The 26,508-nt window shown below is 64.4% G+C and carries 30 protein-coding genes and 1 pseudogene; 14 read left to right on the forward strand and 17 right to left on the reverse strand.

The annotated features are described in order from the left end of the window. From EV667_RS20260 to napE, 9 genes are all read right to left on the reverse strand, one after another. Nucleotides 1–822 carry a CbbQ/NirQ/NorQ/GpvN family protein gene (locus EV667_RS20260; protein WP_131837169.1) on the reverse strand — a complete coding sequence of 274 codons (822 nt, stop codon included), beginning with the start codon at nt 820–822 and terminating at the stop codon, nt 1–3. Between the two features lie 70 nt (nt 823–892). Then, entirely contained in the window at nt 893–2,242 is a 1,350-nt protein-coding gene (locus tag EV667_RS20265; protein ID WP_131837170.1) for a cbb3-type cytochrome c oxidase subunit I, read from the reverse strand. Nucleotides 2,243–2,255: 13 nt separating this feature from the next. Further along, complete coding sequence (locus tag EV667_RS20270) at nt 2,256–2,708, reverse strand: c-type cytochrome (protein ID WP_126281275.1); 453 nt, start codon at nt 2,706–2,708, stop codon at nt 2,256–2,258. A 226-nt stretch (nt 2,709–2,934) separates the two neighbouring features. Further along, on the reverse strand, nt 2,935–3,639 hold the full coding sequence (locus tag EV667_RS20275; RefSeq protein ID WP_131837171.1) for a cytochrome c3 family protein: 705 nt from the start codon (nt 3,637–3,639) through the stop codon (nt 2,935–2,937). Between the two features lie 9 nt (nt 3,640–3,648). Continuing rightward, nucleotides 3,649–4,149 carry a nitrate reductase cytochrome c-type subunit gene (locus EV667_RS20280; RefSeq protein ID WP_131837172.1) on the reverse strand — a complete coding sequence of 167 codons (501 nt, stop codon included), beginning with the start codon at nt 4,147–4,149 and terminating at the stop codon, nt 3,649–3,651. Next, complete coding sequence (gene napA / locus EV667_RS20285) at nt 4,122–6,617, reverse strand: periplasmic nitrate reductase subunit alpha (RefSeq protein ID WP_131837173.1); 2,496 nt, start codon at nt 6,615–6,617, stop codon at nt 4,122–4,124. The genes EV667_RS20280 and napA overlap by 28 nt, the downstream gene beginning before the upstream one ends. Then, entirely contained in the window at nt 6,614–6,877 is a 264-nt protein-coding gene (locus EV667_RS20290) for a chaperone NapD (RefSeq protein WP_126281271.1), read from the reverse strand. The genes napA and EV667_RS20290 overlap by 4 nt, the downstream gene beginning before the upstream one ends. After that, nucleotides 6,870–7,379: a ferredoxin-type protein NapF gene (gene napF, locus EV667_RS20295; protein ID WP_126281270.1), complete on the reverse strand. Its 510-nt coding sequence runs from the start codon at nt 7,377–7,379 to the stop codon at nt 6,870–6,872. Before napF ends, EV667_RS20290 begins: the two co-directional genes overlap by 8 nt. 8 nt (nt 7,380–7,387) lie before the next feature. Further along, complete coding sequence (gene napE / locus EV667_RS20300; RefSeq protein ID WP_126281318.1) at nt 7,388–7,558, reverse strand: periplasmic nitrate reductase, NapE protein; 171 nt, start codon at nt 7,556–7,558, stop codon at nt 7,388–7,390. A gap of 281 nt (nt 7,559–7,839) precedes the next feature. On the opposite strand from napE, the gene EV667_RS20305 reads away from it, so the two are divergent. Next, nucleotides 7,840–8,103: a hypothetical protein gene (locus EV667_RS20305; RefSeq protein WP_126281269.1), complete on the forward strand. Its 264-nt coding sequence runs from the start codon at nt 7,840–7,842 to the stop codon at nt 8,101–8,103. Nucleotides 8,104–8,166: 63 nt separating this feature from the next. On the opposite strand, the gene EV667_RS20310 is transcribed toward EV667_RS20305, so the two are convergent. Further along, entirely contained in the window at nt 8,167–8,847 is a 681-nt protein-coding gene (locus tag EV667_RS20310; RefSeq protein ID WP_126281268.1) for a class I SAM-dependent methyltransferase, read from the reverse strand. A gap of 149 nt (nt 8,848–8,996) precedes the next feature. On the opposite strand from EV667_RS20310, the gene EV667_RS20315 reads away from it, so the two are divergent. Continuing rightward, on the forward strand, nt 8,997–9,434 hold the full coding sequence (locus EV667_RS20315; RefSeq protein WP_131837174.1) for an Rrf2 family transcriptional regulator: 438 nt from the start codon (nt 8,997–8,999) through the stop codon (nt 9,432–9,434). Between the two features lie 261 nt (nt 9,435–9,695). On the opposite strand, the gene EV667_RS20320 is transcribed toward EV667_RS20315, so the two are convergent. Then, nucleotides 9,696–10,391: an ArsR/SmtB family transcription factor gene (locus tag EV667_RS20320; RefSeq protein ID WP_131837314.1), complete on the reverse strand. Its 696-nt coding sequence runs from the start codon at nt 10,389–10,391 to the stop codon at nt 9,696–9,698. A gap of 80 nt (nt 10,392–10,471) precedes the next feature. Here EV667_RS20320 and EV667_RS20325 point away from each other — a divergent pair, with 80 nt between their 5' ends. From EV667_RS20325 to EV667_RS20345, 5 genes are all read left to right on the forward strand, one after another. After that, entirely contained in the window at nt 10,472–10,825 is a 354-nt protein-coding gene (locus EV667_RS20325) for a DsrE/DsrF/TusD sulfur relay family protein (RefSeq protein WP_126281266.1), read from the forward strand. After that, nucleotides 10,825–12,012 carry an MFS transporter gene (locus EV667_RS20330; protein WP_126281265.1) on the forward strand — a complete coding sequence of 396 codons (1,188 nt, stop codon included), beginning with the start codon at nt 10,825–10,827 and terminating at the stop codon, nt 12,010–12,012. The genes EV667_RS20325 and EV667_RS20330 overlap by 1 nt, the downstream gene beginning before the upstream one ends. Nucleotides 12,013–12,329: 317 nt before the next feature. Beyond that, nucleotides 12,330–13,238 (forward strand): tyrosine-type recombinase/integrase, encoded by a 909-nt coding sequence (locus EV667_RS20335; RefSeq protein ID WP_131837175.1) that lies wholly within the window; start codon nt 12,330–12,332, stop codon nt 13,236–13,238. 3 nt (nt 13,239–13,241) lie between these two features. Beyond that, nucleotides 13,242–14,435, forward strand: a complete 1,194-nt coding sequence (locus EV667_RS20340; RefSeq protein ID WP_131837176.1) for an IS91 family transposase — start codon at nt 13,242–13,244, stop codon at nt 14,433–14,435. Continuing rightward, nucleotides 14,432–14,662, forward strand: coding sequence for a hypothetical protein (locus EV667_RS20345; RefSeq protein WP_131837177.1), 231 nt, complete (start codon nt 14,432–14,434; stop codon nt 14,660–14,662). The genes EV667_RS20340 and EV667_RS20345 overlap by 4 nt, the downstream gene beginning before the upstream one ends. Nucleotides 14,663–14,901: 239 nt before the next feature. On the opposite strand, the gene EV667_RS23195 is transcribed toward EV667_RS20345, so the two are convergent. Both EV667_RS23195 and hmpA read right to left on the reverse strand, forming a co-directional pair. Then, the gene (locus EV667_RS23195; RefSeq protein ID WP_131837178.1) at nt 14,902–16,200 is read right to left on the reverse strand and encodes a PAS domain S-box protein; all 1,299 of its coding nucleotides are present in this window, start codon (nt 16,198–16,200) and stop codon (nt 14,902–14,904) included. 33 nt (nt 16,201–16,233) lie between these two features. After that, nucleotides 16,234–17,445 carry an NO-inducible flavohemoprotein gene (gene hmpA / locus EV667_RS20355; protein ID WP_126281263.1) on the reverse strand — a complete coding sequence of 404 codons (1,212 nt, stop codon included), beginning with the start codon at nt 17,443–17,445 and terminating at the stop codon, nt 16,234–16,236. A 147-nt stretch (nt 17,446–17,592) separates the two neighbouring features. On the opposite strand from hmpA, the gene EV667_RS20360 reads away from it, so the two are divergent. Both EV667_RS20360 and EV667_RS20365 read left to right on the forward strand, forming a co-directional pair. After that, nucleotides 17,593–18,036 (forward strand): RrF2 family transcriptional regulator, encoded by a 444-nt coding sequence (locus EV667_RS20360; RefSeq protein ID WP_126281262.1) that lies wholly within the window; start codon nt 17,593–17,595, stop codon nt 18,034–18,036. Between the two features lie 177 nt (nt 18,037–18,213). Beyond that, on the forward strand, nt 18,214–19,653 hold the full coding sequence (locus EV667_RS20365; protein ID WP_131837179.1) for an IS1182 family transposase: 1,440 nt from the start codon (nt 18,214–18,216) through the stop codon (nt 19,651–19,653). 275 nt (nt 19,654–19,928) lie between these two features. Here the strand turns inward: EV667_RS20365 and scpB are convergent, their stop codons facing one another. Then, nucleotides 19,929–20,621, reverse strand: coding sequence for an SMC-Scp complex subunit ScpB (gene scpB / locus EV667_RS20370; RefSeq protein WP_425359050.1), 693 nt, complete (start codon nt 20,619–20,621; stop codon nt 19,929–19,931). Nucleotide 20,622: 1 nt separating this feature from the next. Continuing rightward, on the reverse strand, nt 20,623–21,576 hold the full coding sequence (locus tag EV667_RS20375) for a DUF1403 family protein (RefSeq protein WP_131837181.1): 954 nt from the start codon (nt 21,574–21,576) through the stop codon (nt 20,623–20,625). Nucleotides 21,577–21,807: 231 nt separating this feature from the next. On the opposite strand from EV667_RS20375, the gene EV667_RS20380 reads away from it, so the two are divergent. The 5 genes and pseudogenes from EV667_RS20380 to EV667_RS20405 form a co-directional block, all read left to right on the forward strand. After that, nucleotides 21,808–22,062: a type II toxin-antitoxin system Phd/YefM family antitoxin gene (locus EV667_RS20380; protein WP_131837182.1), complete on the forward strand. Its 255-nt coding sequence runs from the start codon at nt 21,808–21,810 to the stop codon at nt 22,060–22,062. Continuing rightward, nucleotides 22,062–22,466, forward strand: coding sequence for a type II toxin-antitoxin system VapC family toxin (locus tag EV667_RS20385; protein WP_131837183.1), 405 nt, complete (start codon nt 22,062–22,064; stop codon nt 22,464–22,466). The genes EV667_RS20380 and EV667_RS20385 overlap by 1 nt, the downstream gene beginning before the upstream one ends. Next, on the forward strand, nt 22,466–23,545 hold the full coding sequence (locus EV667_RS20390) for a site-specific integrase (protein WP_131837184.1): 1,080 nt from the start codon (nt 22,466–22,468) through the stop codon (nt 23,543–23,545). The genes EV667_RS20385 and EV667_RS20390 overlap by 1 nt, the downstream gene beginning before the upstream one ends. Nucleotides 23,546–23,800: 255 nt before the next feature. Next, nucleotides 23,801–24,892: a protein adenylyltransferase Fic gene (gene fic / locus EV667_RS20395; RefSeq protein ID WP_131837185.1), complete on the forward strand. Its 1,092-nt coding sequence runs from the start codon at nt 23,801–23,803 to the stop codon at nt 24,890–24,892. A 239-nt stretch (nt 24,893–25,131) separates the two neighbouring features. Continuing rightward, nucleotides 25,132–25,707: pseudogene (locus tag EV667_RS20405) on the forward strand (tyrosine-type recombinase/integrase); the annotation flags it as partial. Nucleotides 25,708–25,732: 25 nt separating this feature from the next. Here the strand turns inward: EV667_RS20405 and EV667_RS20410 are convergent. After that, nucleotides 25,733–26,170 carry a type II toxin-antitoxin system VapC family toxin gene (locus EV667_RS20410; protein ID WP_131837186.1) on the reverse strand — a complete coding sequence of 146 codons (438 nt, stop codon included), beginning with the start codon at nt 26,168–26,170 and terminating at the stop codon, nt 25,733–25,735. Further along, entirely contained in the window at nt 26,170–26,415 is a 246-nt protein-coding gene (locus tag EV667_RS20415) for a type II toxin-antitoxin system Phd/YefM family antitoxin (protein ID WP_131837187.1), read from the reverse strand. The genes EV667_RS20410 and EV667_RS20415 overlap by 1 nt, the downstream gene beginning before the upstream one ends. Nucleotides 26,416–26,508 lie beyond the last annotated feature (93 nt).

The raw sequence follows: 26,508 nt of genomic DNA on the forward strand, positions 1-26,508 counted from the left end.
TCAGCCGAAGGCGAGGTCGGCGACGCGGGCCAGCGCCTTCAGCACCTCGGGATCGTCGCTGAGCGGATGCAGCAGCGCCGCCTCGATGGCGATCTCCGGCTTTACGCCGTCGCGGATCAGCGTCGCGGCATAGACCAGTAGGCGGGTCGAGGCGCCTTCCTCCAGGTCCTGGCCCTTGAGGTCGCGCAGCGCATTGGCGATGCGGACCAGCGGCACGCAGCGGTCTGTCGCTAGGCCACTCTCATGCGCGACGATCGCCACCTCGGCATCGGGGTCAGGAAAATCAAACTGGATCGAGACGAATCGCTGCCGGGTGGAGGGCTTTAACGTCTTCAGCACGTTCTGGTAGCCGGGATTGTAGGAGGCGACGAGCATGAACTCGGCGGGCGCCGCCAGCAGTTCGCCGGTGCGCTCCAGCGGCAGCACGCGGCGGTCGTCAGTGACCGGGTGCAGCACCACGGTAACGTCCTTGCGGGCTTCGACCACCTCGTCGAGATAGACGATCGCCCCCTCACGCACGGCTCGGGTCAGTGGCCCGTCGACCCACACTGTCTCGCCACCCTTTAGTAGATGGCGACCGGTTAGGTCGGCGGCGGTCAGGTCGTCATGGCAGGAGACGGTATAGAGCGGGCGGCCGAGCCGAGCCGCCATATGGGCGACGAATCGGGTCTTGCCGCAACCGGTCGGCCCCTTGAGCAGGACCGGGAGCTGATTGCGATAGGCATGCTCAAACAGTGCACATTCCACACCGGAGGGCGCGTAAAAGGGCAGCGGGTCAAGTGGGGGGGCTATCTTCGCAGCGAAGTCGGAAAGGGCGGGCATCGGAGGCCTCCGGAATGTTCAGTGGGATCGGCGGAGCAAACCGGGCGGCGCGGCGCCACCCGGTTCCGTTTCATTCCGCCGGCTGGACTGCGACCCTTGCGGCCTTGGCCCTGCGCTCGCGGACCGGCCCAAACACCGACCAGAGAAACAGGATCGCCGAGATGCCGACGACCACGCCCGATCCGAGCCTCAGCCAGTAGAAGGGCGCGATCTGATCCTGCACCTCCATATAGGGCATGCCGAGCACGCGCTGCAGATGGACCTGGATGACGCCCGCGAAGGTGAGCGCGAAGGTCATCACCGTCATCGCCCCGGTCATCAGCCAGAAGGACACGATGTTGAGCCCCTGGTGATAGGGCGCCTTCCCCCTGAGATACGGCATCGCATAGGTGATCAGCGCGAGGTTCAACATCACATAGGCGCCGAAGAAGGCGAGATGGCCGTGTGCAGCGGTGAGTTGGGTGCCGTGCGTGTAGTAGTTGACGAACGATAGGGTGTGCAGGAATCCCCACACCCCGGCGCCGAAGAAGGCGCCTACGGTGCAGCCGAGCGACCACAGCACGGCGGCGCGGTTCGGATGATCCTTGCGGCCCTTGAACACCATCTTGAAGGCGAAGATCACCATGGCGAAGAAAGGAGCGATCTCCAGCGCTGAGAACACCGAGCCGACCCACTGCCAGTATCCAGGCGCGCCGATCCAGTAATAGTGATGGCCGGTCCCCAGAAGTCCGGAAAAGAGCGCGAGGCCGACGATCGAGTAAAGCCACTTTTCCACGACCTCGCGGTCGGCGCCGGTGGTCTTGATCATCAGGAAAGCGAGCACGGAGGCCATGACCAGCTCCCAGACGCCCTCGACCCACAGGTGCACGATGTACCACCAGTAAAGCTTGTCCACGCTAAGATTGGCCGGCGTATAAAAAGCGAACAGCCAGAACAGGGCGATGCCCCACAGACCCAAAAGGAGTACGTTGGTTACTGCGGTCCGCCGCCCCTTCAGCACGGTCATCGAGATGTTGTAGAGGAAGATCAGGGCGACCACGACGATGGCGACCTTGATCCAAAGCGGCTGCTCGAGGAATTCGCGGCCCTCGTGGACACCGAGCGTGTAGCCGGCGACCGCCGACAGCGCGCCGAACATCAGCAGGCCGAGCTGGACATAGGCGAGCATCGGGCTCTCGATGTCGCGCTCGGCTTCCTCGGGTACTAGGTAATAGGCGCAGCCGAAGAAGCCCATCAAGAGCCAGACGATCAGCGCATTGGTGTGTATCATCCGGATGATGTTGAACGGAAGAAGCTCCGACAACACGTTCGGCAGCACGTAGACGGTTCCGGCCAGCACTCCGGCGAGGATCTGGACCCCGAACAGTACCATGGCGCAGGTGAAGTACCAGTACGCCACGCGTTGGCTTGCATATTTCATGGGTTTTTCTCGCTCAGCCGGCGTCGTTGGGAGGCCACTTCTGGGTGTCGATACGGCTCGTCCACTCCAAGAAGTCGACGAGGTCGTTGAGCTCCTGGTCGGACAGGTGGAATTGCGGCATCTGCCGCCGGCCCTCCACCCCCGAGGGCTGGGAGCGCATCCAAGCAATCAGCCCCTCGCGCGCGGCCTGCGGGTCGTCCTTGCCGCCATAGCGGATCCAGACATTGCCAACCTCCGGCGCGAAATAGGCGCCCTCACCGAGGATCGAGTGGCAGTTAATGCAGGAGTGCTTCTCCCACACGTGCTTGCCGCGGATGACACTTTCGGAAAGTGTCGCCTCGTCGGTGGACGTGGTGACGATGTGCCAGTGGCTCTGAGCAGTGAGGCCCACGAACACCACGAAGAAGAAAATGGAGCCGCCATAGAAGACGTTGCGGGCGGCGGATGTTGTGAAGCGTTCGCTCATGCGGCCGCGCCCCCGTGGCTTGCGGACATTTAGAGTCTCCCTCAGCCGTGCGGATGCCGGCCCTGCTCCCTTCCTAGGGTGCGATGGGATGGCGAACGTTGTCGGGGAACAAACTTCCGCACCGAGGTCGAGGCCGACTACCGGGCGGAAGTGCGCACGCGCGCTCACGACGAGGGCCGGTGAGGCGCCGCGGCTCTCCAGGCTCTTTAATCCTTGAAGGGACCTGCTAGGGCAGCGAGGCGGTGTAGGCCCTCAGTTGGTCCGCCAGATGAAGCGAGGTCTGATCCTTGCCCTGGAGTTCCGGCGCCTCCTTCCAGCCCGGTTCCACGCCCGTCATATCGGGCAATTGGTGAGCAATGCCTTTGTGACAGTCGATGCAGGTGCGCTGCCCTGTGAGCAGATAGCGGCTGTGTATATCGGCCGCCCGTCGGGTCTGCTTGGTGAAGTCCATGGCGACCGAAGAGTGGCAGTTGCGGCACTCTAGCGAGTCATTGGCCTCGAGCCGTGCCCATTCGTGTTTCGCGAGCGTCAGTCGCATGTCGAGGAACTTCTCGCGTGTCGAGATCGTACCGAAGATCTTGCCCCACACTTCCTTGGAGGCCTGCATTTTGCGGGCGATCTTGTCGGTCCATTGATGCGGCACGTGGCAATCCGGGCATGTCGCGCGGACGCCAGAGCGATTGGTGAAATGCACGGTCTGTTGCAGCTCCTGATAGACGTTGTCGCGCATCTCGTGACAAGAGGTGCAGAATTTCTCGGTGTTGGTGATCTCCAGCGCGGTGTTGAAACCACCCCAGAAGATCACGCCGCAGATGAAGCCCCCGAGGGTGAGGAAGCCGAGCGGAAGATAGGCGCTCGGCCGGCTGATGGTCCGCCAGAACCGAACCACGAGGCGCCAGGCGGCAAGGATGAGAGCCTTCAGATTCACCATCGCGGCGACCTATTTCTTGCGGCCGACATCGTCAGCGTCGACGAAGTTATTCGGCACCAGCGGCCGCGCGTCAGTCTGCTGGACATGGCATTCGGTGCAAAAATAGCGGCGTGGCGTGACGTCGGCGAGCACCTGCCCGTCGCGGTCTTGGAAATGAGTCACGCTGATCATCGGGGCGCCCGAGCCTTCGGTGAATTCGCGCTTGTGGCATTCGAGGCAGCGATTGGCATTGAGCGTGAGCTGATAGCCGTCGATCGAATGCGGTATGATCGGCGGTTGCTCGGGATAGTTCCGCATCCGCCGCATGTCGTCGACGATTGGGCGGTCGAGCGGCGGGATCGAATTCTGCGCCATCGGGTCGGCGGTTCCGGTAAGCCGGGGTACCAGCGTCACTGGCGCCGCCTCCTGCGAGCCAGCGCCGATCACAGCGAGCGAGGAGCCGGCGCAGGCCGCAACGACGATCATCAGCAGCGACAACGCGCTCAGACGGGGACGATCTTGACCGCGCATTTCTTGAAATCCGTCTGCTTGGAGATGGGATCAGTCGCGTCGAGGGTCGTCTTGTTGATGAGCTGACTAGCGTCGAACCACGGGACGAACACGACGCCCTCGGGCATGCGGTTGCGCCCGCGCGTCTCGATCCGGGTCCGCATCTCGCCGCGCCGGGAGATGACGCGGACCTCCGCGCCCTGGTTGAGCCCGCGCTTGCGCGCGTCCTCGGCATGCATGAAGCAGCGCGCACCCGGGAAAGCCTTGAACAGCTCCGGCACCCGCATGGTCATGGAACCGGAATGCCAGTGCTCGAGCACGCGGCCGGTGACCAGCCAGAAATCATACTCGGCGTCCGGCACCTCGGCCGGCGGCTCGTAGGGCACTGCAATGATCTTGGCCCGTCCGTCGGCATTGCCGTAGAACTCGACGCCCTTGCCGGCCTTCACATAGGGGTCGAGTCCCTCGCGATAGCGCCAGCGCGTCTCCTTGCCGTCCACCACAGGCCAGCGCAGGCCGCGCACCTTGTGATAGGTGTCGAATGGCGCGAGGTCGTGGCCATGGCCGCGTCCGAAGGCGGCATATTCTTCGAACAGCCCCTTCTGCACGTAGAAACCGAAATCCGCAGCTTCGTTATTGGCATAGTCCGGATCGAGCTCGCTCACCGGGAAGCGGTCGACATTGCCGTTCTTGAACAGCACCTCGAACAGGCTCTTGCCGCGATAGGTCGGATTGGCGTCGAGGATTTCCGTCGGCCACACTTCATCGGTGGTGAAGCGCTTGGAGAACTCCATCATCTGCCAGAGGTCGGAGCGCGCCTCGCCGGGCGCCTGCACCAACTGGTGCCAGAAATGGGTGCGCCGCTCGGCATTGCCGTAGGCGCCCTCTTTCTCCACCCACATCGCTGCCGGGAGGATCAGGTCGGCGGCCATGGTGGTCACCGTCGGATAGGCGTCGGAGACGACGATGAAGTTCTCCGGATTGCGATAGCCGGGATAGGCCTCATGCGTGTTGTTCGGCGAGGCCTGGAGGTTGTTGTTGACCTGTATCCAATAGAAATTGAGCTTGCCGTCGCGCAGCATGCGGTCTTGCTGGACCGCGTGGTAGCCTGGCTTCTCCGGGATAATGCCATGTGGGATGCGCCAGATCTCCTCGGCATGCTCGCGGTGCTTTGGATTGGTCACGACCATGTCCGCTGGCAGGCGATGCGCAAAGGTTCCGACCTCGCGCGCCGTGCCGCAGGCCGAGGGCTGGCCGGTGAGCGAGAACGGGCTGTTGCCCGGCTCGGAGATCTTCCCCGTCAGCAGATGCAGGTTGTAGACGAGCTGGTTCGCCCACACGCCGCGTACATGCTGGTTGAAGCCCATAGTCCACAGCGAGACCACCTTGCGCTTCGGATCGGCATAGAGCTCGGCAAGCTGTTCCAGGAAGCCGGGCTCGACGCCGCTGAGCTTCGAGACCCTGTCAAGCGTGTAGTCTTTCACAAAGGCGGCGTAGGCATCGAAGTCGATCGGCTCCGTCGCCGCCACGTCCTTGGCCTTGCGCGACGCGACCTCGCGCGGGTCGTCGTCCCGTAGCCCGTAGCCGATCTCGGTCGCCCCGCGCACGAAGGTCGCGTGGTCGCGGACGAAGTTCTTGTTGACCCGCCCCGTTGTGATGATGTGGTTGGCGATGTAGTTGAGGATGGCGAGGTCGGTTCCCGGCTTGAAGACAATCGGGATGTCCGCGAGGTCCGAGCTGCGATTGGTGAAGGTCGAGAGCACAGCTACCTTCACATCCGGATTGCCGAGGCGCCGGTCGGCGACCCGGGTCCAGAGGATAGGATGCATCTCCGCCATGTTCGAGCCCCAGAGAACGAAGGCGTCCGTGGCCTCGAAGTCGTCATAGCAGCCCATCGGCTCGTCCATGCCGAAGGTGCGCATGAAGGCGTAGGCGGCGGACGCCATGCAGTGGCGCGCATTGGGATCGAGGTTGTTGGAGCGCAGGCCGGCGCGCATTAGCTTGGTGGCCGCGTAGCCTTCCCAGATGGTCCATTGCCCCGAGCCGAACATGCCGACGGCGGTCGGCCCCTTCTCCTTCAGCACGCGCTTGGCCTGTTCGGCCATGACGTCGAACGCCTCGTCCCAACTCACTGGCGTGAATTCACCGGCCTTGGCATAGGCGCCGTTCTTTTTGCGCAGCAGCGGCTGGGTGAGGCGGTCCCCGCCATACATGATCTTGGAGAGGAAATAGCCCTTCACGCAGTTGAGACCGCGATTGACCTCGGCAAGCGCGTCGCCATGGGTGGCGACGACGCGCCCCTCTTTGACGCCGACCATGACGCCGCAGCCGGTGCCGCAGAAGCGGCAGGGAGCCTTCGACCATTGGATCTTCAGCGCCTCGACGCCGCCGGCCACCGGCTGGGCGACAGCAGGCAGGCTGATATTGGCGGCAAGCGCGGCGATACCGGCGGCCTGCGCCTTGAGGATTTCGCGGCGTGACGGGCTCATGGGACAGCTCCGGGATCGTCCTGGATGTCGATCTGTTCAAAGACGAGGTTCGCGGCCAACACACCGTCCATCAGCCCGATCGCGGCAAGCCGGGAACCGACCTCCCCTGTGCTGCTACCTTCGAGCACGATCACGATCTTGCCGTCCTGGACGTAATGCACCTCGGTATCCGGCAAGGCCTTCAGCCGGACCGCGACCTCGGCGCAGCGATGTGGGAAGGCCATTACCACCGCGCTAGATATGTGCCGGACGTCATCCATGTCCTGCCTCCATGACGGCCGAATCGGCGGGGCTCGCGGCGATGGCGCCTGCCGGGCAGGCAGCGATGCAAGCGCCGCAGCCGGTACATCGATCTGCGGCTAGGCTCGGCTGGGCAGGACCACCCAAGCACGGCCGGAAACGGATAGCCGCCTCAGGACACGCATCGCCGCAGCTCTCGCAGACGATCCCGCGGCCGGCAAAGCAGGCCTTCCCGATGACGGCGACATGCGGGTATGGCGCCATGGCGCGGTCGAAGACCGGTTCCGGGCAGGCATCGGCACATTTTCCGCAGAAGGTGCATTCGCCGGCATTGAAATCCACGAATGGCCTCTGGCATTCATCCAGCGCGATGATCGATTGTGGGCAGGCGTCGACGCAGCCGCCACAGCCAGAACAGGCCGAGGCTATGATCGGCTCACGGCTCCAAGGCGGACGGACCGCAGGCTTGGCGGCGAAGCGTCCGCTCAGGAATTTTCGCCTGTCGAGCCAAGGGCCGACCATGACGTCACCTAATGTGCCGGCGGGCCGGGCGGCCCATAGAGTAACTGAAACATCCAGACGAGGAAGCCGTAGCCGCCTACGATTCCCACGGCGATAATCGGCCAGATGAGGACAGCAAGCACGATGAAAGCAACGATTTCTTCACGCCGGGAGGGCGGCGGACCGCCGCTCCGCGCCATATCAGGTTCTTCGGAGATGCTCGGAGCCATTGTCGGCCTCGACACGCGAAAAGAGAACTAATTTAGATCTCTTCAAATAAAGTATCCTGAACCAGCGACGATGTCGATCCAGGTCGTGCTTTAATCATGGTGCTGACCAGCTTTTTGGGGCGACAAGCGGCATTGTCGCATTGAACCGCGACGGGTTTCCCGGAGGCTCCAAATCCTGAGAAGATGGAGCCATGAAGAGAAAGACGACGAACTAATTTCCGCCTAAGATGCGAGTCTGCGCGGTTCGGCTGTTGCTGGACCACGAGGGCGAACATCCTTCCCGCTGTGCGGTGATCATGTCGATCGGGGCCAAGATCGGCTGCACGGCGCAGACGCTGAGCGAGTGGGTGATGAATGCCAATGGTCGATTGCGGCCGCAAGTTGGTGTTACCACGGACATGGCGGCGAAGCCCAAGACGCTGGAGCGCGAGAACCGGAACTCGGCAGAGGGCTATAGCGTTGACTTTATGCTCATCTTCGTCGGGCGGGGCCCGCCGATCGCTAAGCGCCGCTAAGGTATAAGGTGTATAGTTAAGCGCCCATACCGCGCCGTAGCTCACGGGGGCGCGTCATTGGCGTCAGCCAGCAGTGCCGACCCAGCCGCGGAACGAGAAGGCGGCGTAAAACAGCTCTACGTCAGTGAACCCTGCCTCGCGCAGCATGTCTTCTTCCTGGGCCGGCGTCAGCAGCGGCAGACGCTCCATCATCATCCTGCCAATGGCTGCCGCCTTGGCCCTGTCGGGGCCGTCGCGATCGCCAAAGGCGACCGAACGCGCCATCCACCGTTCGGGGTCAGGACCAGGTGCCGAGTGCGCCGCGGTCACAAGCCTGGCGCCCGGCCCGAGACGGCGGCGAATCTCCTTCAACGTTCGCAGTCGCTCGTTTCGGTCGAGGTGATGCAGTGTGAGCAGGCATGTCGCGCCATAGAAGTAGCCTTCGGGCGCCTGATCGATGATGCCCTGGATCAGATCGACACGATCCGCAACAGGCGCAACCGTTTGGCGCGCGAGGTCCAGCATTGCGGGTGAGGGATCGACGCCGGTGAAACGCCATGCCGGTTGTGCCTCGGCCATGGCCTTTATTTCCATGCCGCCTCCCGCGCCGACAACGAGTATATGCGCGTCTCCCGGCGCCCCTTCGGCAAGAAGCAACATCACCATGCGATGGAGATCGGCCAACCCGGGCACCTTGCGAGGGGCATCGGCCGCGTAGGAGGCGACGACGGCCGGGTTGATGAAGGGCGCATGTCTGTGATCCATGGCGGGCAGCCTCCGAGCCTCAAGGTATGTAACAGTTGGAGATACATAATCGCATCGATATCACGTATCAATAGAAGATACGAATTAGCCGTACGGATCGATGGGCGCCGTGGCGCTATCCAACGACGATGCACAGAGGGAGCTGTACGATGAACCGAGACACCCGCCTTTCCGACGTGCTCCACGTCCTGCTGCACATGGGCCAGGCGAAAGGACTGCTTACGTCAGATGTGCTGGCCCGGAGCATGGGAACCAATCCCGCCGTCTTCAGGCGGACAATGGCGGGGTTGCGCGAGGCGGGCCTGGTCCGTTCTGAGAGGGGGCATGGCGGGGGGTGGCAACTCGCGCGTCATTTAAGCGAGATCACGCTTCTCGACGTCTATGAAGCGCTCGGCCGCCCCAGTCTTTTCGCCATCGGTAACCGCAGCGCGCATGCCAAGTGCTTGGTGGAAAAAAACGTCAACGCTGTGATGGTGGATACCATGGCAGAAGCTGCGACCTTTTTCGCCACGCGTTTTAGAGAGATCACGCTCGACCAGATTGCGCCGCGCGATCCGGCGTTCGCCAGCGTGCATGCTCACCGATGACGTCAGCGGTCGCGCCAAGCGGCTAGCAACTCTCGGTAGAGAGTCGGTCGCTGCGGCCAATCAGACTGATTCCTATAAACTCAGCAGCATAGCTTATGAGCCGAAGGTCACTGGGGCGGCTACGCCTGACCGGTATGGGGCCGTTTGCAATCGGACAGATTCCAGCACAAAAATAGGGAACGCCGAATATCGGCATCCGACCTGATCCAACTCGCTCCAGGCCAGCAAGGCTGTGCCTGGAAGCAGTCATACCGTTGGGGATTATGGTCCGCCAACTGCCGCTGTATCCCCCCGCAGAACCTGCTCCACGGCCATCCCCGCCGCCCTCCATTCCGGCAAACCGTCTTCCAGCCGGCGGGCGCTGAACCCGCGCTTGCGCAATTCCGCAACGGCTTCGAAGGACATTACACACCAGGGGCCACGGCAGTAGGCGACGATCTCACGGTCGGTGCGGAGGTCGGGCAGGAGGCTGCCGAGTTCGGATAACGGCACATTGATCGCGCCGGGCAGATGGCCGAGCGCGAACTCGTCCGCAGGGCGCACGTCGATGACGGTGACCAGACCCTCCTTCATGCGCGACGCCAGTTCGTCGCGCGTGACCGGCTCCATATCGTCATGGCGGTCGAACCAGCCCCTCACCACGCGCTCCACCTCTGCCGAATGGTGCTCCGCGACCACACGAATGGCGGCAAAGGCGGCGAGTACGCTGTCATCGGCCAGACGATAATTGATGAACTTGCCGTTACGGTCGGAAGTGACAAGACCGGCCCGGCGCATGGCCTGGAGATGCTGGGAGACGTTGGCGATCGGCAGGCCGAGCTTGGTCGCCAGCGCATCGACGCTGCGCGGCCCCTGCGCCAGATGCTCAACCAGCTCCAGCCGTTGCGGGTTGCCGAGCGCCTTCGCCACGGCGGCGAACTGCACGTAGAGCGACTGCTTCGGATTGCGGATTGACATGCCGACCATGGTCACAATAGTTCATTCGATATAATTATTGAATGTGAAAGTAGCACACGCCGCTGGGAGGGACAACGCGCATGAAGACGCTCATCATCCTCAACGATCCGCCCTATGGCACCGAACGCTGCTACAACGGGCTGCGGCTGGCCCACGCGCTCGCCAAGGCCGACGCGGCGAACACCGTCACTGTGTTCCGGGTGGCCGATGCGGTTGTTGCCGCCAAGGCAGGGCAGAAGACGCCGGACGGCTACTACAATATGGAACGGATGCTAAAGCGTATCACCTCCGGCAAGGGCGAGGTGCTGCTTTGCGGCACCTGTATGGACGCGCGCGGCTTGAGCAAAGCCGAGATGATCGAGGTCGCGCGCCACAGCACTATGGACGAACTGGCGGCCAATGCCATCCCTGCCGACAAGGTGCTGGTGTTCTGATGGCGCCCTCGTCCATGCACAGGCAGGTCTTCCTGCTCGCCGGCGCGCAGGCGCTGTTCCAGACAGCTTCGGTAATGGTGATGACGGTGGGTGGGCTGGCCGGCGGCCACATCGCCTCGCGGCCCGAACTGGCCACCATGCCCATCGCGGCAATGTTCCTCGGCACCGCTGCCACCACCTTCCCGGCCTCGATGTGGATGACCCGCGTGGGCAGGCGGGCCGGCTTCGTGCTCGGCGCGCTGCTCGGCGTGGTGGGCGGCATTGCGGGTGCGGCGGGCATCTGGATCGGCTCGCTGCTGCTGCTCTCCTTCGGCACCTTCCTCGTCGGCGCCTATCAAGCCTTTGCGCAATTCTACCGCTTCGCGGCGGGCGAGGTCGCGGACGATGCCTTCCGATCGCGCGCCATCTCGCTGGTCCTGGCCGGCGGCGTGGTGGCCGCGCTGGTGGGGCCGATGGTCGGTCGCTTCGGCGCGGATTTGTTCCCGGCCGAATATGCGGGCTCGTTCTTGCTGCTGGCGCTGGTGTCCCTTGCCGGGGCGGGCGTTCTCTCCGCCTTGCGCGTGCCCGCGCCGCGGGAGGAAGCGGGCGTATCCGAGGCGGGCCGTCCGTGGTGGGCCATCGTCTCGCAGCCCGCCTATCTGGTTGCTCTGTTCGGCGCGGCGACCGGCTACGGGGTGATGATCCTCGCCATGACCGCGACGCCGCTGGCCATGGTGCATCACCGTCACGATCTCTCGACTGCCGCCACCGTCATCCAACTCCATGTGCTCGGCATGTTTCTGCCCTCCTTCGTCACTGGCTCGCTGATAGCCCGCTTCGGCGTGCTCCAGATCATGCTGGCGGGCGTGCTGATCCTCGCCGGACACGTGCTGCTCACCCTCACCGGAACCGGCTTCGGCTCCTTCGCGAGCGCGCTGACCCTCCTCGGAGTGGGCTGGAACTTCCTCTATATCGGCGGCACGACGCTGCTCACCACCACCTATACGGCGACAGAGCGTGGCAAAGCGCAGGCGACCAATGACATGACGATCTTCGCGGTCGGTCTCGCCTCGTCCTTCAGCGCCGCCGCTCTGCTTCAGACGTTCGGCTGGCAGACGCTCAACATCCTGCTCCTGCCTTGGCTGGCGCTTGCCGCCGCATCGCTCGTCTGGCTCGGTTACAGGCGCAGGAACGCGGAAGTGGCGTAGGCATGACTAGCGCTATAGGCGCATAGCCGCTGCCCCCGACATACCCGTCAAGTCTAAGCCTTGGTCGGCATAGGCATGCCCGCTCTCCGAGCGTAGCCGTTCAGAAGCTGCCATTCCGCTCTCCACCCCCAGCCGGTCATCGCCGCGGGAGATCCCCATTACCAGCGCAACGGCGCAATCGGGGCCGGGGAACGAACCCGCTGCGCGGGAGGTGCCTGGGGTTGATGTAGAGGGCACAGGCCGGAGGTCGGGCCTGCATTGAGCGTCGCGCGGCAGCGGCAGAGCATGACGGGCTTCTTCAACAAGGAGCCTGACCAATGCCCCATCCCGTTCTTGATGCACCCGTCAGCCCGCTGCGCCAGCGGCTGATTGACGACATGAACCTGCGGCGTTTCTCACGCGAGACGCAGCGCAATTATCTCCGCGACATCGGACGCCTGGCGGCATTCCTCGGGCGTTCACCTGATACCGCTACCGCCGACGACCTGCGCCGGTTCCAGATCGAGCAGCAGGAGGACGGCGTCCCCGTGCCGACGATGAACAGCATCGTGTCGGCGCTGCGCTTTCTCTTCATCCACACGCTCGACCGCCCGGATCTGGCGCGCAGGCTCGTCCGGCTGGCGCATCGGCGCAACCTGCCCGTGGTGCTGAGCCGCGACGAGGTGGCCCGGCTGCTCAACGCCACCACGTGCCTCAAGCACCAGGCCGCATTGTCGGTCGCCTATGGCGCTGGCCTGCGGGTCGCCGAGGTGTCGATGCTGAAGGTCGCCGACGTCGACAGCGAACGCATGCTGCTGCGCGTCGAGCGCGGCAAGGGCGGGCGCTATCGCAATGCCATGCTCTCCGAGGACCTGCTCACGCTGCTGCGTGAGTGGTGGAAGGTCGGGCGCCAGCAGGGCGTGATGCACCGCAATGGCTGGTTGTTCCCAGGACAGCACGCGATGAAGCCGATCAGCACGCGGCAGCTATATCGCATCGTCGTCGAGGCGGCCCGGGCCGCTGACATCACCAAGCGGGTCGGGCCCCACACGCTGCGCCACAGCTTCGCGACCCACCTGCTGGAGGACGGCACCGACATCCGGATCATCCAAGTCCTGCTTGGGCATGCCAAGCTCAACAACACCGCGCTCTATGCGAAGGTCGCGACCAAGACGGTTCGCACGGTCACGAGCCCGCTCGACAAGCTTGGGCTGTTCAGGCCAGGTGAGAGTCTGCCCAGCGGCTAAGCCATGCGCGCCTCGGTCGAGGTCGCCGACATCTTCCGCGCAGCAGGGCCCGCCTACAGGGCCGCCCGTTCAGGGCACCTGAGCATTCTCCAGCTCAAGGTCATGTCGGCGATCGAGCATTGCCGCACCGCTGCCCTCGGCGGTCACGTCGAGGCCTGTGAGGACTGCGGCCAGTGGCGGATTGCCTACAACTCCTGCCGCAACCGGCACTGCCCGAAGTGCCAGGGCGCGGCTGCGCGGACGTGGCTTGCCGAACGCGACGCCGACCTGCTGCCGGTCGGCTATTTCCATGTCGTGTTCACGCTGCCCGCCGAGGTCGCCGACATCGCGTTCCAGAACAAGGCGGTGGTCTACGACCTGCTGTTCAAGGCGGCGTCGGAGACGATGCTGACGGTTGCCGCCGATCCCAGGCATCTCGGCGCACGCTTCGGCATCACCGCCGTGCTTCACACCTGGGGATCGGCGATGACCCACCATCCGCACGTGCACATGATCGTGCCGGGCGGCGGCATCGCGCCTGACGCGAGCCGCTGGATCTCGTCGCGTCCTGCCTTCCTGCTTCCGGTGCGCGTGCTCGGCAAGCTGTTCCGGCGGCTGTTCCTCACGCGGCTGCTCGCGCTGCGCGACGCCGGACGGCTCGGCTTCTTCGGGACCATGGCGCACCTCACCGAGCGACGTGCCTTCCTGCGCCACCTTGCTCCCGTTCGGGGGAAGCGATGGGTGGTATACGCCAAGGCGCCGTTCGCCGGGCCGGAGGCGGTGCTCGCCTATCTGTCGCGCTACACCCACCGGGTGGCGATCTCGAACGGTCGCCTGATCGCCTTCGACGCGACCGGCGTCACCTTCCGCTACAAGGACTACCGCCGCGACGGCGCGGACCGCCGGCAGATCATGACGCTCGCGGTCGATGAGTTCATCCGCCGCTTCCTGCTCCATGTCCTGCCACGCGGCTTCCATCGCATCCGGCACTATGGCCTACTCGCCGGCTCCGCCCGCAAAGCCAGTCTCGCGCTTGCCCGCGAACTCCTGGATGTCGCCGCGCCGCCCGACCCCCGCGTCTCCGACGAACCGGAGGACTTCCGCCCGCCATGCCGCTGCTGCGGCGGACGCATGATCATCATCGAGACGTTCGAACGCTGGAGACAGCCACGCGGGCCGCCGCACGCGTCGGCGATGGACCGGGAGACCGACCCATGACCCGGAATGGCATGGTCGAACCTTCAGCCGCAGGCGCCCAGTCGCAGGCAACGGACCCGCGCGCGTCCATCGTCAATATTGCCGCCGACAGGGTCGCAAAGAGCCTCGTCCGGGATCGGCTGGACCGCGCGCAGGTACAACGAAGCGGCCTCTCCGCATCCACCCCCACGCTTCCCAGCGGCGGTGGCACCATCGCCGACATCGACCGCAGATCGAAATCCCCATAGCCATCGACTGTGCCCCGCGGGTTCCTTCCTCGGGGACTTTCGTACGCCTGCCGGCGCCCGAAACTCTTCACGGCGGCAGACTGTCGGCTATCGTGGACTTCAAACGAGAAGCGGACATATTGCCGAGAATGTCCGAGACCTAAACTGCCCCCTATCGGGCTTTCGGAATGTCCACTTTCGGCCAGTGCAATCCAATGGACAAACCGGCGGCCAGAGCTCCCATTAGATCTTCCGTCATTTCAGCCCTTCTCTTCCAGCGCCGCCAGCTTCTTCTTCAGCGCCTTCGTCTCCTCGAAGCGCGCCGTGACATCGCGCACGCTCGCCACCATGCCGGTGACGTGCCCCCCATCGTCCTTCATCAGCACGATGGTGAATTCGATCGAGAGCCGCCGCCCATCCTTATGAAGGCCGGGAACGGCGAGCATGTCGCCCGCGCCGTAGCGGCTTTCCCCGGAGGCGACCGTCTCGTGATAGCCCTCCCAGTGCCGCGCGCGGAACGGCGAGGGGATGATGATGTCGAGTGACTGCCCCAGCGCCTCGTCCTGCGTGAAGCCGAAAACGCGCTGCGCACCCGCGTTCCACAGCACGATGTCGCCCTTGGCATCACTGGCGACGATGGCGTCGGCCGCGCTGTCGATCAGCGCCGCGCCGATGGCCCCGCGCGTGAAGCCGGCAGCCGCGCGCGCTTCCCACGCCCCGATGGCGGCGGCGGGTGCAGGTTTTGCCTCGGAAACGGCGCTGTCGTCACCGAACAGGTCGTCGAGCGGGCCAAAGAATTCGTAATGCAGCCGCTCATTGGGCACGCCCGCCTTGGCGAGCGCGGGCACAAAGGCGCGCAGGAAGCCGAGCGGCCCGCAGACGAAGTAGTCGGCCTCGCTAATGGGCGTGTTGGCGGTGAGCCAGTCGAGGGTGAGATGGCCCTTGATATCGAACTCGGTCCCCAATTCTTCCTCGCCCGGACGCGAATAGATGATGGTCACCTGCGTATGGCCCTGCGCGGTGGCCAGTTCGCGCACAGGTGCGCGGAAGGCATGAAACGCGTGGTTGCGGTTGCAGTGGATGAACTGGACCGGGACCTTTCGCCCCTTCGCGACGAGTTCCTCCAGCATCGCCACCATCGGCGTCAGCCCTACCCCGGCGCTGATCATGACAAGGGGACGCTCATCCGTGTCCGGCAGCATGAAGCGTCCCGAGGGCAGGGCTATTCCCAGCTCGGTGCCGGGCTGGGCGAGATCGTGGAGCCATTTTGAGACGGTACCCTTCTCCTCGCGCTTCACCGAGATCCGGTAATGCTCGCCATTGGGCGCGCAGGAAATGGTATAATTGCGCTTCTGCCGCCCGGAGTTGGGCACTTCCGCGAATAACGTGAGGTGCTGGCCAGCGACGTGCGCGGCAGGGGGGGGCCCGTCGAGCGGACGCAGGATGAAGGAGGTGACGTTGTCGCTCTCGGGCGCCCAGCTCGCGATTTCGAACTGTCGAATCCCGCGCGCCGACGTGTCGTCCTGCCCGTCGCCGCTTTTCTCGGTCTGATCGGTCACACTGTCCTCCTCAGGGCACCATCGGTCACTGCTTCAGGCCGCGAGCAATTCGTCCGCCGGGCCGAAGAACTCATAGTGGATTCGGTCGGCCGCGACCCCTGCGGACGAGAGCCCGCTGACAAGAGCGCGCAGAAACGGCTTGGGTCCACACAGGAAAATGTCGGCCTGGGTGAGGGGTGTGTTCGCCTTCAGCCAGTCGACGGTAATGAGGCCCGTCACGTCGTGGGTCTGCCCGATCGTATCGACGTCCGAAGGCTTGTCATAGAAGGTGGCGACGGAAATCCGGCCGTGCTCCCGGGCGAGCGCGCGCACATGGCGATCCAGCGCATGGGTGTCGCTGCTGGTCGTACCGTGAACGTAGTGAACCTCAAGGCCGGGATGCGACGCGGCGATCGTCTCGACCATGCTGATCATGGGCGTCAACCCGACGCCGCCGGACAGCAGGATGACTGGCCGCTGCGGGCTTTCATCAAGGAAGAACTCGCCGGCGGGAACCGTCGCCTCGACGATGTCGCCGATGGCGACCTGATCATGCAGGAATCGTGAGCCGCCGTGTCCGGTCTCCTCGCGCTTTACGGAGATGCGGTAGCGATCGTCATTGGGCGCGCAGGAGATGGAGAAGTTGCGCTTCATCGCCGGTTGCCCCGGGGCGGCGAGACGGAAGGTCAGGTATTGCCCAGGTTTGTGGCGCAGCACCGGGCCGCCATCGACCGGGCGCAGGATGAAGGAGGTAATGAGCGAACTCTCCTTCCGCTTCTCTGCCACCTTGAAGGCGCGCCAGCCGCTCCAGCCGCCCGCCGCGACGCGGCTCTCCTCGCGGATTATGGCCTCGCGTGACTTGAGGATCTCGGCCAGATACCAGTAGGCCTCGCCCCACGCGGCGAGCACATGGTTCGTCGCGGCATCGCCCAGCACTTCCTTGATCGCGTCGAGCAGGGCGGTCGCGACGTAAGGGTAATGTTCGGGAAGAATGTTGTAGCCGATGTGCTTCTGCGCGATCCGCTCCACCGCCGGCGCGAGTGCGGCCAGGTTCTCGATGTTGCGCGCATAGGCGAGGATCGCACCCGCAAGCGCGTTCACTTGCGCGCCGCTCTCCTGATTGGCGTGATTGAACAGGCGGCGGATGTGCTCGTCCTGGAACAGGCGCCGATACATCGCGGCCGTGATCGCCGGTCCGTGGTCGGCAAGCACCGGCGCAGTAGCTTTCACCACGGCGATCGTGGTCGGACTCAGGGGCTGGGTCATTCAAGTCTCCCTCGTGCTGGAAGGGGCGCGGCTCTCGGTCCGCGAGGATCGATTAGCGCGCCTCACCTTCGCTATAAGATGCATTTAATATGCATCTTTATACAAGGTCTAAAACATGCGACAGAATTGCATGATTGGAGAGTTTGGATGCGCCTGACCCGCTATAGCGATTACGCGATGAGGGTTCTGCTCTATCTCGGTTGCCGGCCCGAGCAGGCGTGTTCCATCGCGGAGATCTCCAAAGCCTATGGCATCTCGCAGAACCACCTCATGAAAGTGGTAAGCGATCTCGTCGGAAGCGGCTTCCTGACGAGCGTGAGAGGACGCAAGGGCGGCATCCGGTTGGCGCGATCGCCGGCGGAGATCAATGTCGGCGCGCTCATTCGCCATACCGAGGATGATTTTGATCTGGTCGGCTGCGGCTCCTGCATCATCGCGCCCGCTTGCGGGCTGACCAGCGTGTTCGACGAGGCGCTGACGGCCTTCCTGTCCGTGCTCGACAGCTACTCGCTCGCGGATATTCTGGCACGCAAAGGGGATTTTTCGCATTTGCTTTTCGGGCAAGAGAAATCTGAATATCTGGTCGGGTAATTGACGTTCGACACGGGTGGCGCAGATTTGACTAGGAGTGCGCACTTCCCGCCGTTTCAACTCGTGACCGACAATGGCCGTAAGCGCTGCCGCGGAAGTAGAGTGTCCGGTATGGGGCCGAGGCTGTGTGAAAACCCCTGATTATGCTAGGTTTAGGCACTGCTTCGGAGGTGCCAGATGGGACGTTTTGTCGAGGCTGCCGACCGTCATCAGGCGAGCTTTCTGCCCGCGTGTTTGGAGGACTATGTCGATCCCGACAATCCGGTCCGCATCATCGATGCCTTTGTCGATGAACTCGATCTTGCCGAGCTCGGTTTTGCCCGCGTGCAGCCGGCATCGACCGGCAGGCCCGGCTACGCGCCGGGCACGATGCTCAAGCTCTATGTCTATGGCTATCTGCACCAGCTGACCTCGAGCCGGAAGCTGGAGCGCGAGGCAGGCCGCAACATCGAACTGATGTGGCTGACCGGCAAGCTGGCACCCGACTTCAAGACCATCGCCGACTTCCGTCACGACAATGCTGGTGCCATCCAGATCGCGTGCCAGCGCTTCGTTGCAATCTGCCGTGCCCTTGGCCAGGTCGGTGGTGGCATGGTCGCAATCGACGGATCACGCCTGCGCGCGGTGAACACGCACGAGAAGAACTATACCAAGGGGAAGCTTGCGCGGCGCAAGGCCCATGTCGAGGAGAGCATCGCGCGCTATCTCGCCGAGCTTGAGGAGACCGACAGGGCGGAGACCGGCCCGGCGACGCCCCGCATCGCGCACCTGACCGAGCGACTGGCGTCGCTGCGCGGGCGCCTTGGCGAACTCGAGGCGATCGGCCGGCAGCTGGAAGCCTCCCCCGATGAGCAGATATCGCTGACCGATCCGGATGCCCGCGCCATGGCAACCGGCAGCGATCATCGCGGCGTGGTCGGTTACAATGTTCAGGCGGCCGTCGATACCCGGCACCACATCGTCGTCGCCAATGCGGTGACCGACCGCGGTCATGACCGCTCGCATCTGCTCGAGACGGCCACAGCCGCCCAGGCCGCGACCGGCGCTGCCGCAATGATCGCCCTGGCAGATCGTGGATACTATGAGGGCGAGCAGATCCGCGCCTGCGCCGAAGCTGGCATCATCCCGATGGTGCCCAAGCCCAACACATCGCCGGCTCAGGCGCGCGGCTTCTGGGGCAAGGCTATGTTCGTGCATGAGCCGCAGACCGACACCTATCGCTGCCCCGCCGAGCAACAGCTGCAGAAACGCTTTGCCCGGGTGGAGGGCGGCAAGCTCATCAGCGTCTACTTCAACCAGAAGGCCTGCAGCGCCTGCCCGTCGCGTCCGCTGTGCACGGCCGGCAAGGAGAAGCGCATCCGACGATGGGAGCACGAAGCGGTGCTCGATGCCATGGAGCGCAGGCTTCAAGCGATGCCCGAAGCCATGGCGGTCCGCCGCTGTACCGTCGAGCACGTCTTCGGCACCATCAAGGGCTGGATGGGTGCGACCCACTTCCGAACGCGCGGCCTCAAGCACGTCGCCACCGAAGCCAGCCTGGCGATCCTGGCTTACAACATGAAGCGCGCCATTGCCGTCGCCGGCGTGGCCTCTACCCTCAAGGCGATAGCCGGGTGATCGGAGCCGACGCGCGCCGTGGCAACAACCTGCGCGACGATCCACAGTGAGTTCTCACACAGCCTCGGGCCGTATCCAGACGATCCGCTATCGGGAGCGAATGCCGTGTAGCTGCCCTTCTGCACCCGAGGCGCAAAGCGGACGTCGACGAAAGGGCGATCGAGAGACTGGTTTAGGTCAGAACCAGTCGGGCCGACTTGGCCCGCGAAGATGCTTCAGAGCTTTTGGGCCAAGATCGCCCGCCCGCGGCGTCCATATAGAGATGGCGTCAACCGTCACGCCTCGCCTTCCGGGTCGAAGTCCTCCAGATCCCCGACTTCCCCATCGCCTTCCATGAACGCCAACGGAAACTCCCCCGCCAGCAGCCTCTCCTTGCTCAGTAGCCCCGAATCCTCGAGCGCCTCCATATTCGGCAGATCGCCCAGGGTGTTGAAGCCGAAGTGGCTGAGGAACTCTCGGGTGGTCACATAGGTGTAAGGCGCGCCGGGCTGCGGCGAACGCGGCCCGGCGGCGATGAAGCCCAGGGACCGCAGATGACCGATGACATCGCGGCTGATCTCCTTGCCGAAAAACCGGCAGAGTTCGCCACGGGTGATCGGCTGGAAGTAGCCGATACACAGCAGCACCAGTGCCTCGGTTTGCGACAGCGGTTTGGGCTCGGTCGTGCCGAGCCCGATCGCCACCTGGATGGCATCCGTGAAGCTCTGGCGGGTCCGGTGCTGCCAGCCGCCCGCAACCGCCACCAGGTCATAGGGCCGGCCCCGCAACTCGGCGCGGATGTCGTCGATGATGAGGTCAAGATTACAGTCGCGGCCAACCACGCGCCCCAGCGCCTCGCGGGTCACCGGCACGGGCGATGCGAAGATAACCGCCTCGACCCGGCCCATCCATTCGCGCCAACGCAGCTCGGGCGGAAGCTGCGCCAGCTCGGCATCGAAGCTCATCGGAGTTTTCGCACGCCGCGCCATGTCAGAGCCCGTAGAGCTTGAAACTGGCGCGGCCGGTCAGCTCGCGCACCGCGCCGAACGCTTCCAGCCGCTCGAACAAGCGCCGCGCGCCCCAGCGCGAGAGGTTCGGTGTCGTCAGCGTGCCCGGCACCGCGTCATCGTCGAGCAGAAGGGCGATCGCCTCCCCGGCACCCTTGGCGCGCAGCCTGGGCAGTATCGCCTGCAGCCGGGCCGCGCGAGGGGCAATCTCGTCCGCGCAGCGCAGGGCCCGAGTGGCGCCTTGGGCCACGGCGAGACAGACGGCCGCGTCGAAGCCATCGTCCCCGGAACGCAACCGCCCTCCCCTGCCGGTGCGGCGAAAAACGGCGCTACGCGCCTGGCCCATCAGCAACGGCGCGGGCATAGCCCAGCGCAAGCGCAGCGCCAGGAGCTGGTCGGCTAGCCACCAGCCGAGCAGCTCGGCGTCGGGTCGCAGTGCCTGCACCTCTCTGGCAATCGCGGCAGCCGCAAAAGGCGCAGGAGGCCCAGCGCGGGCCAGAGCCTCGACCTGATCCGGCAGCGTCGCCAGCTCGTCGCTCCAGCGAAGGCCGAGCAGCCCGGCGACCGATCGCAGGGTTTCCAGATCGACACCCGGGGAGCGGCCGGCGAGACGCTTGCAGGCGGCGAGAATATTGCCGGCCGGGCCCGGATCGTCGCCCGGCTGGCGCAGGTGCCACGCATCGCGCAGCGCCGCCTCGTCCTCGGCCCTTCCGACGACGGACATGGCGGTGACGGCACAGATCAGGGCGAGGCGCTGGCGCCAGGCGCCGGCCCAGGGCGGATTCGCCCGAACCAGACTATCAAGGGAATTCAACGCCGCACCGGCGAGAAAAGCGGCTTCGGCGGGCTGCGCCACCGAGCCGCGCGGCAGCGCCCAGCCGGGAACAGTGGGGACGACCAAAGGGACCGGAAAGGGCGGAATCAGCGCGGCATCCATGACGGAAGCCTATCGGGTGCGTGCGCTTTAGTCTATCAAAAGCGCATATAACCGCACGACCTGTCGGAGAATAATAACATCCGATAATGTTGCATTATCGGTCGTTTTACTCTTTATATAAAGTGGCCAGCGTATCGGGTCGAAATCGCCCCGTGATCGCCGGAGTTTGCGTCGTTGACCCGTCAGAATTGCACCTATATAGCTAGACAGTCTAGCTAGGAGCCTGAGCAGATGGAATGGCCGCTGCAGGATGCCAAGAACCAGTTCTCCCGCGTGGTGCAGAAAGCGCGCTCCGAGGGCCCGCAGATCGTCACCCTGCGCGGTGAGCGCGCTGCTGTGGTGCTCTCCGCCGCCGATTACGACGCCCTGCGTGCCGGCCGGCCGAGCCTGGTAGATGATCTACTCTCCGGCCCAGCTTGGGACGCAGACCTCGCCGAGGCCGTTCAACAACGCGCCAGCGCTCCCAGCCGTGACGTGGCGTTCTGATGTATCTCGTCGATACCAACGTCATCTCGGAAGCCCGGCGCGGTTCACTGCCTGCGATATCGTGGCTGCGGAGCGTGGATCCGCTCACCGTCCATCTCAGCACCCTGACCCTCGGCGAGATCATGCGGGGCATCGCGCTGAAGCAGAAGGCCGATCCCAGGACGGCCGGACACTTGGCCGAGTGGCTGCGCAAGATCCGCCACGATCATGCCGACCGCATTCTCCCGATCACCGATCCGATTTCGGTCGAGTGGGGGCGGATCGCCGCTATCCGGCCGCGCGGCGACATTGACGGGCTGATCGCGGCGACCGCCATTGTCCACGATCTCATTCTCGTCACCCGCAATGTGAAGGATTTTGATGACACAGGCGCCTCCTTCGTCGATCCCTGGGACGCCGATTGATGGGTGAGGCAGAGGGACAGATCGTGGAGGCAAAGGATCAGCTGCCTGAGCCACCCCTCCCCTCGCCTGTTGTGCAGCCGCCATCCGCATTGCCCGCGCATCTCGAACGTCTCACGGCGCGCGCCCGCGACTATGTCGAGGCGTCGAGCTCGGCCAACACGCGGCGCGCCTATGCCAGCGACTGGGCGCATTTCTCCTCCTGGTGCCGCCGGCACGGTCTCGACCCGCTGCCCCCCTCCCCCCAGCTCGTCGGGCTCTACATCACCGCCTGCGCTTCGGGCACGGCGCTTTCCGACGGCAAAGCGAATGCCGTGGCGACGATCGAGCGCCGGCTCTCCGCCATTGGCTGGAACTACGCCCAGCGCGGCACGCCGCTCGACCGCAAGGATCGCCACATCGCCACCGTGCTTGCCGGCATCCGCAACACCCATGCCGCCCCACCCCGCCAGAAGGAAGCGGTGCTTCCCGAAGACCTCCGCGCGATGTTGGAAACGCTGGAGCGCGGGTCGCTTCGCGGCCTGCGCGACCGCGCCATGCTGCTGGTCGGCTTTGCCGGCGGGTTGCGTCGCTCCGAGATCGTCGGATTGGATTGCGGGCGCGAACAGACGCAGGACGGCCGCGGCTGGGTGGAGATCCTCGACAAGGGTATGGTCGTCACGCTGCGCGGAAAGACCGGCTGGCGCGAGGTGGAGATCGGGCGCGGCTCCTCGGATGCCACCTGCCCCGTCACGGCGCTGCAGACCTGGCTGACGCTGGCGCGGATCGGCCATGGCCCACTGTTTCGGCGCGTGACCGGCAACGGCAAGAGCGTCGGGAGCGAGCGCCTGAACGACCGCGAGGTCGCCCGCCTGGTCAAGCGCGCTGCACTGGCCGCCGGCGTGCGCGGCGATCTCTCCGAGGGCGAGCGCGAGGAGAAATTCGCTGGTCATTCGCTGCGTGCCGGCCTTGCTTCCTCGGCCGAAGTCGACGAGCGCTATGTGCAAAAGCAGCTCGGCCACGCCTCCGCCGAAATGACCCGCCGCTACCAGCGCCGGCGCGACCGGTTCCGGGTGAACCTCACCAAGGCGGCGGGGCTGTAAGCCGACGAAAGAAGAAGAGTACTTCCCCGTCGACCGAAAATGGGAAGGCACGACGCTCAAGGGTTGCCGATTGGCGTGATCGGGCTCAGGATTTTGGAATGTGCGGCGTGGCTGTGCGTTGAGAGCCCCAGGGCTCGTACGCTTGCGGCATTGAAATCATGTCGATAAATTGCGACTTTATCGACATGATTTGATGATCTGTCGATGCCGACGACATATCTATCCGATATGTCGATAGCACGAGGATTGCTCGACATGTCGTTTCGCGCCGACAGCCCCTACAATGACCTTCCTCTCCTGCCCCCGTGTGAGGACGTAGAGACGAAGGCAGTGCTGAAGGCCTGTATCGCAGCACGGGCAGCGCTATCGGAACTTCGCGTCTCCGGTCAGCTCATTCCCAATCAAGCTGTCCTTATCAATTCGATTCCGCTGCTCGAGGCGCAAGCGAGCTCCGAGATTGAGAACATTGTCACCACGACCGACAGGCTGTTCCGCTTCGCCAACGAGGCCGGCGACCAGGCCGATCCGGCGACAAAGGAGGCGCTGCGTTATCGCACAGCTCTCAACGATGGCTTCGAGTCGCTCAAGCAGCGACCCGTGTCGACGTCCACGGCTGTTGCCGTGTGTCGGACCATCAAGGGCGTCGAACTGGACATCCGGGCCACACCCGGTACGGCCTTGATGAACGAAGCGACGGGCACGGTCGTCTATACACCGCCGGACGGACAGGCCTTGCTGCGAGAGAAACTCGCAAACTGGGAACGCTATATCCACGAGGCTGAGGATATCGACCCGCTGATCCGACTGGCCGTGATGCACTACCAGTTCGAGGCGATCCACCCCTTTATCGACGGCAACGGCCGGACCGGCCGGGTGCTGAACCTTCTCTACCTGGTCGACAAGGGCTTGCTCGACATTCCGGTTCTCTATCTCAGCCGCTACATCATCGGCAACAAGCGCGCCTATTACGACCGGCTCCTCGCCGTCACGACCGATGGCGCCTGGCAAGACTGGATCCTCTACATGCTCGAGGCGATCCGGGAGACCGCCGACTGGTCGACAGCGCGCATTCGTGCAATTCGCGACTTGCTGGATCAGACGGCAGGCCAAATTCGACGCGATCTACCGAAGATCTATTCACGCGAGTTGGCCGAGGTGATCTTCGTGAATCCCTATTGCCGGATCGGCGATCTGGTATCTGCCGGCATCGCCAAGCGACAGGCGGCGTCAGTCTATCTCAAGACCCTCACCGAGCGAGGCCTGCTACAGGAAATGAAGGCTGGCCGGGAGAATCTCTACATTAATCCGACGCTGCTATCGCTTCTCAGCGACCGATCGCCAGCCTAGCGCCGTGGAGGACGCCTCCGCCGAGATAACCCGCCGCGACCTCAAGGCAAGGAAGGCAGTTCCTGAAGGGATCGGCGACACGAATGCCCAAGGGCTCAATGTGCCGTACATTCCGCGTCAGCACCGTAAAACCATGAACCTGAGCCGTGGCGGCGATGGCGATATCCTCAAAGCCCGGCTGGTGCGCCCGCGCCCGATCGAGGATAAGCCCGGCCACGCGCGCGCATCTCAGGTCGAGCGGAACACTCCGCGGCCTGCGCGACCGGGCCATGCTGCTCATCGGTTTCGCCGGCGGCCTGCGCCGCTCCGAAATCGTCGGGCTGGATCTCGGGCGCGAGCAGACGCCGAACGGGCGCGGCTGGGTGGAAGTCCTCGACAAGGGGATGGTAGTGACGCTGCGCGGAAAAACCGGCTGGCGCGAGGTGGAGATCGGTCGCGGCTCGTCGGATGCCACCTGCCCCGTGGTGGCGCTCAAGACTTGGTTGCAGCTGGCCCGCATCGGCCATGGCCCGCTATTCCGGCGGGTGACTGGCAGCGGGACGAAGGTCGGCGTCGAGCGCCTCAACGACCGCGAGGTCGCCCGCCTGGTCAAGCGGGCGGCGATGGCCGCCGGGGTGCGCGGCAACCTCTCCGAGGGCGAGCGGGGGATGAAGTTCTCCGGCCATTCACTGCGCGCCGGCCTTGCCTCTTCGGCCGAGGTAGATGAGCGCTATGTGCAAAAGCAGCTCGGCCACGCCTCCGCCGAGATGACCCGCCGCTACCAGCGCCGACGCGACCGTTTCCGGGTGAATCTCACCAAGGCGGCGGGGCTGTAACGGAAGAGCGCCCTCCCCTGCACGATCACGGCAAGGCTGGCACCTGCTCGAAGGGATCAGCGACGCGAACGCCCAAGGGCTCGAAGTGCCGCACATTCTGCGTCAGCACCGTAAAACCATGAACCTGAGCCGTGGCGGCGATGGCGATATCCTCGAAGCCCGGCTGGTGCGCCCGCGCCCGATCGAGGATGAGCCCGGCCGCGCGTGCGCATCTCAGGTCGAACGGCAGCAGCTTGTCGGCATAGAGGTATTCAAGGCTCTGCCACCACTCCGCGAGTCTTCGGGCCTTTGTGGTCGCGCCCTCCCGTTCCGCCTTTACGATCCCACTGCCCACCTCGGCAGCGGAGATGACGGACATGAACAAATACGGACTGGCCTCATCCAGCCAGGCGATGAACTCCGCCACCGCACCGCACTTCGAGGGCGCCAGTGCCGAGATGACATTGGTGTCGACCAGAAACATCAGAAATCGACGACGGATCGAGCAGGCTTTGCGCTTCGCGGCGGGATATCCCCCTCATCGCCGGGAAAAGAGGCCAGCAGCCTGCCAAAACTCGGAACATTAGCCAGCTTCTCATAGTCCTCGAACGACAGGACGACGGCCTGCTTACGGCCGTGCCGCGTAATGATGGCAGGATGGCCCTCAATGGCTTGGTCAATCACCGAGGATAGGCTCGCCTTCGCGTCCTTGAGCTGGATCTCTCTCACAACCACCTCCCGATATGACTACAGTGGTCATATAACAAGACACGCTGCGGGCGACAAGGTACTGGCCCTTAATGAAGCCCGTCGACGGGCTGG

Origin of the sequence: Ancylobacter aquaticus (assembly GCF_004339465.1) — a bacterium.
GTDB lineage: Bacteria > Pseudomonadota > Alphaproteobacteria > Rhizobiales > Xanthobacteraceae > Ancylobacter > Ancylobacter aquaticus.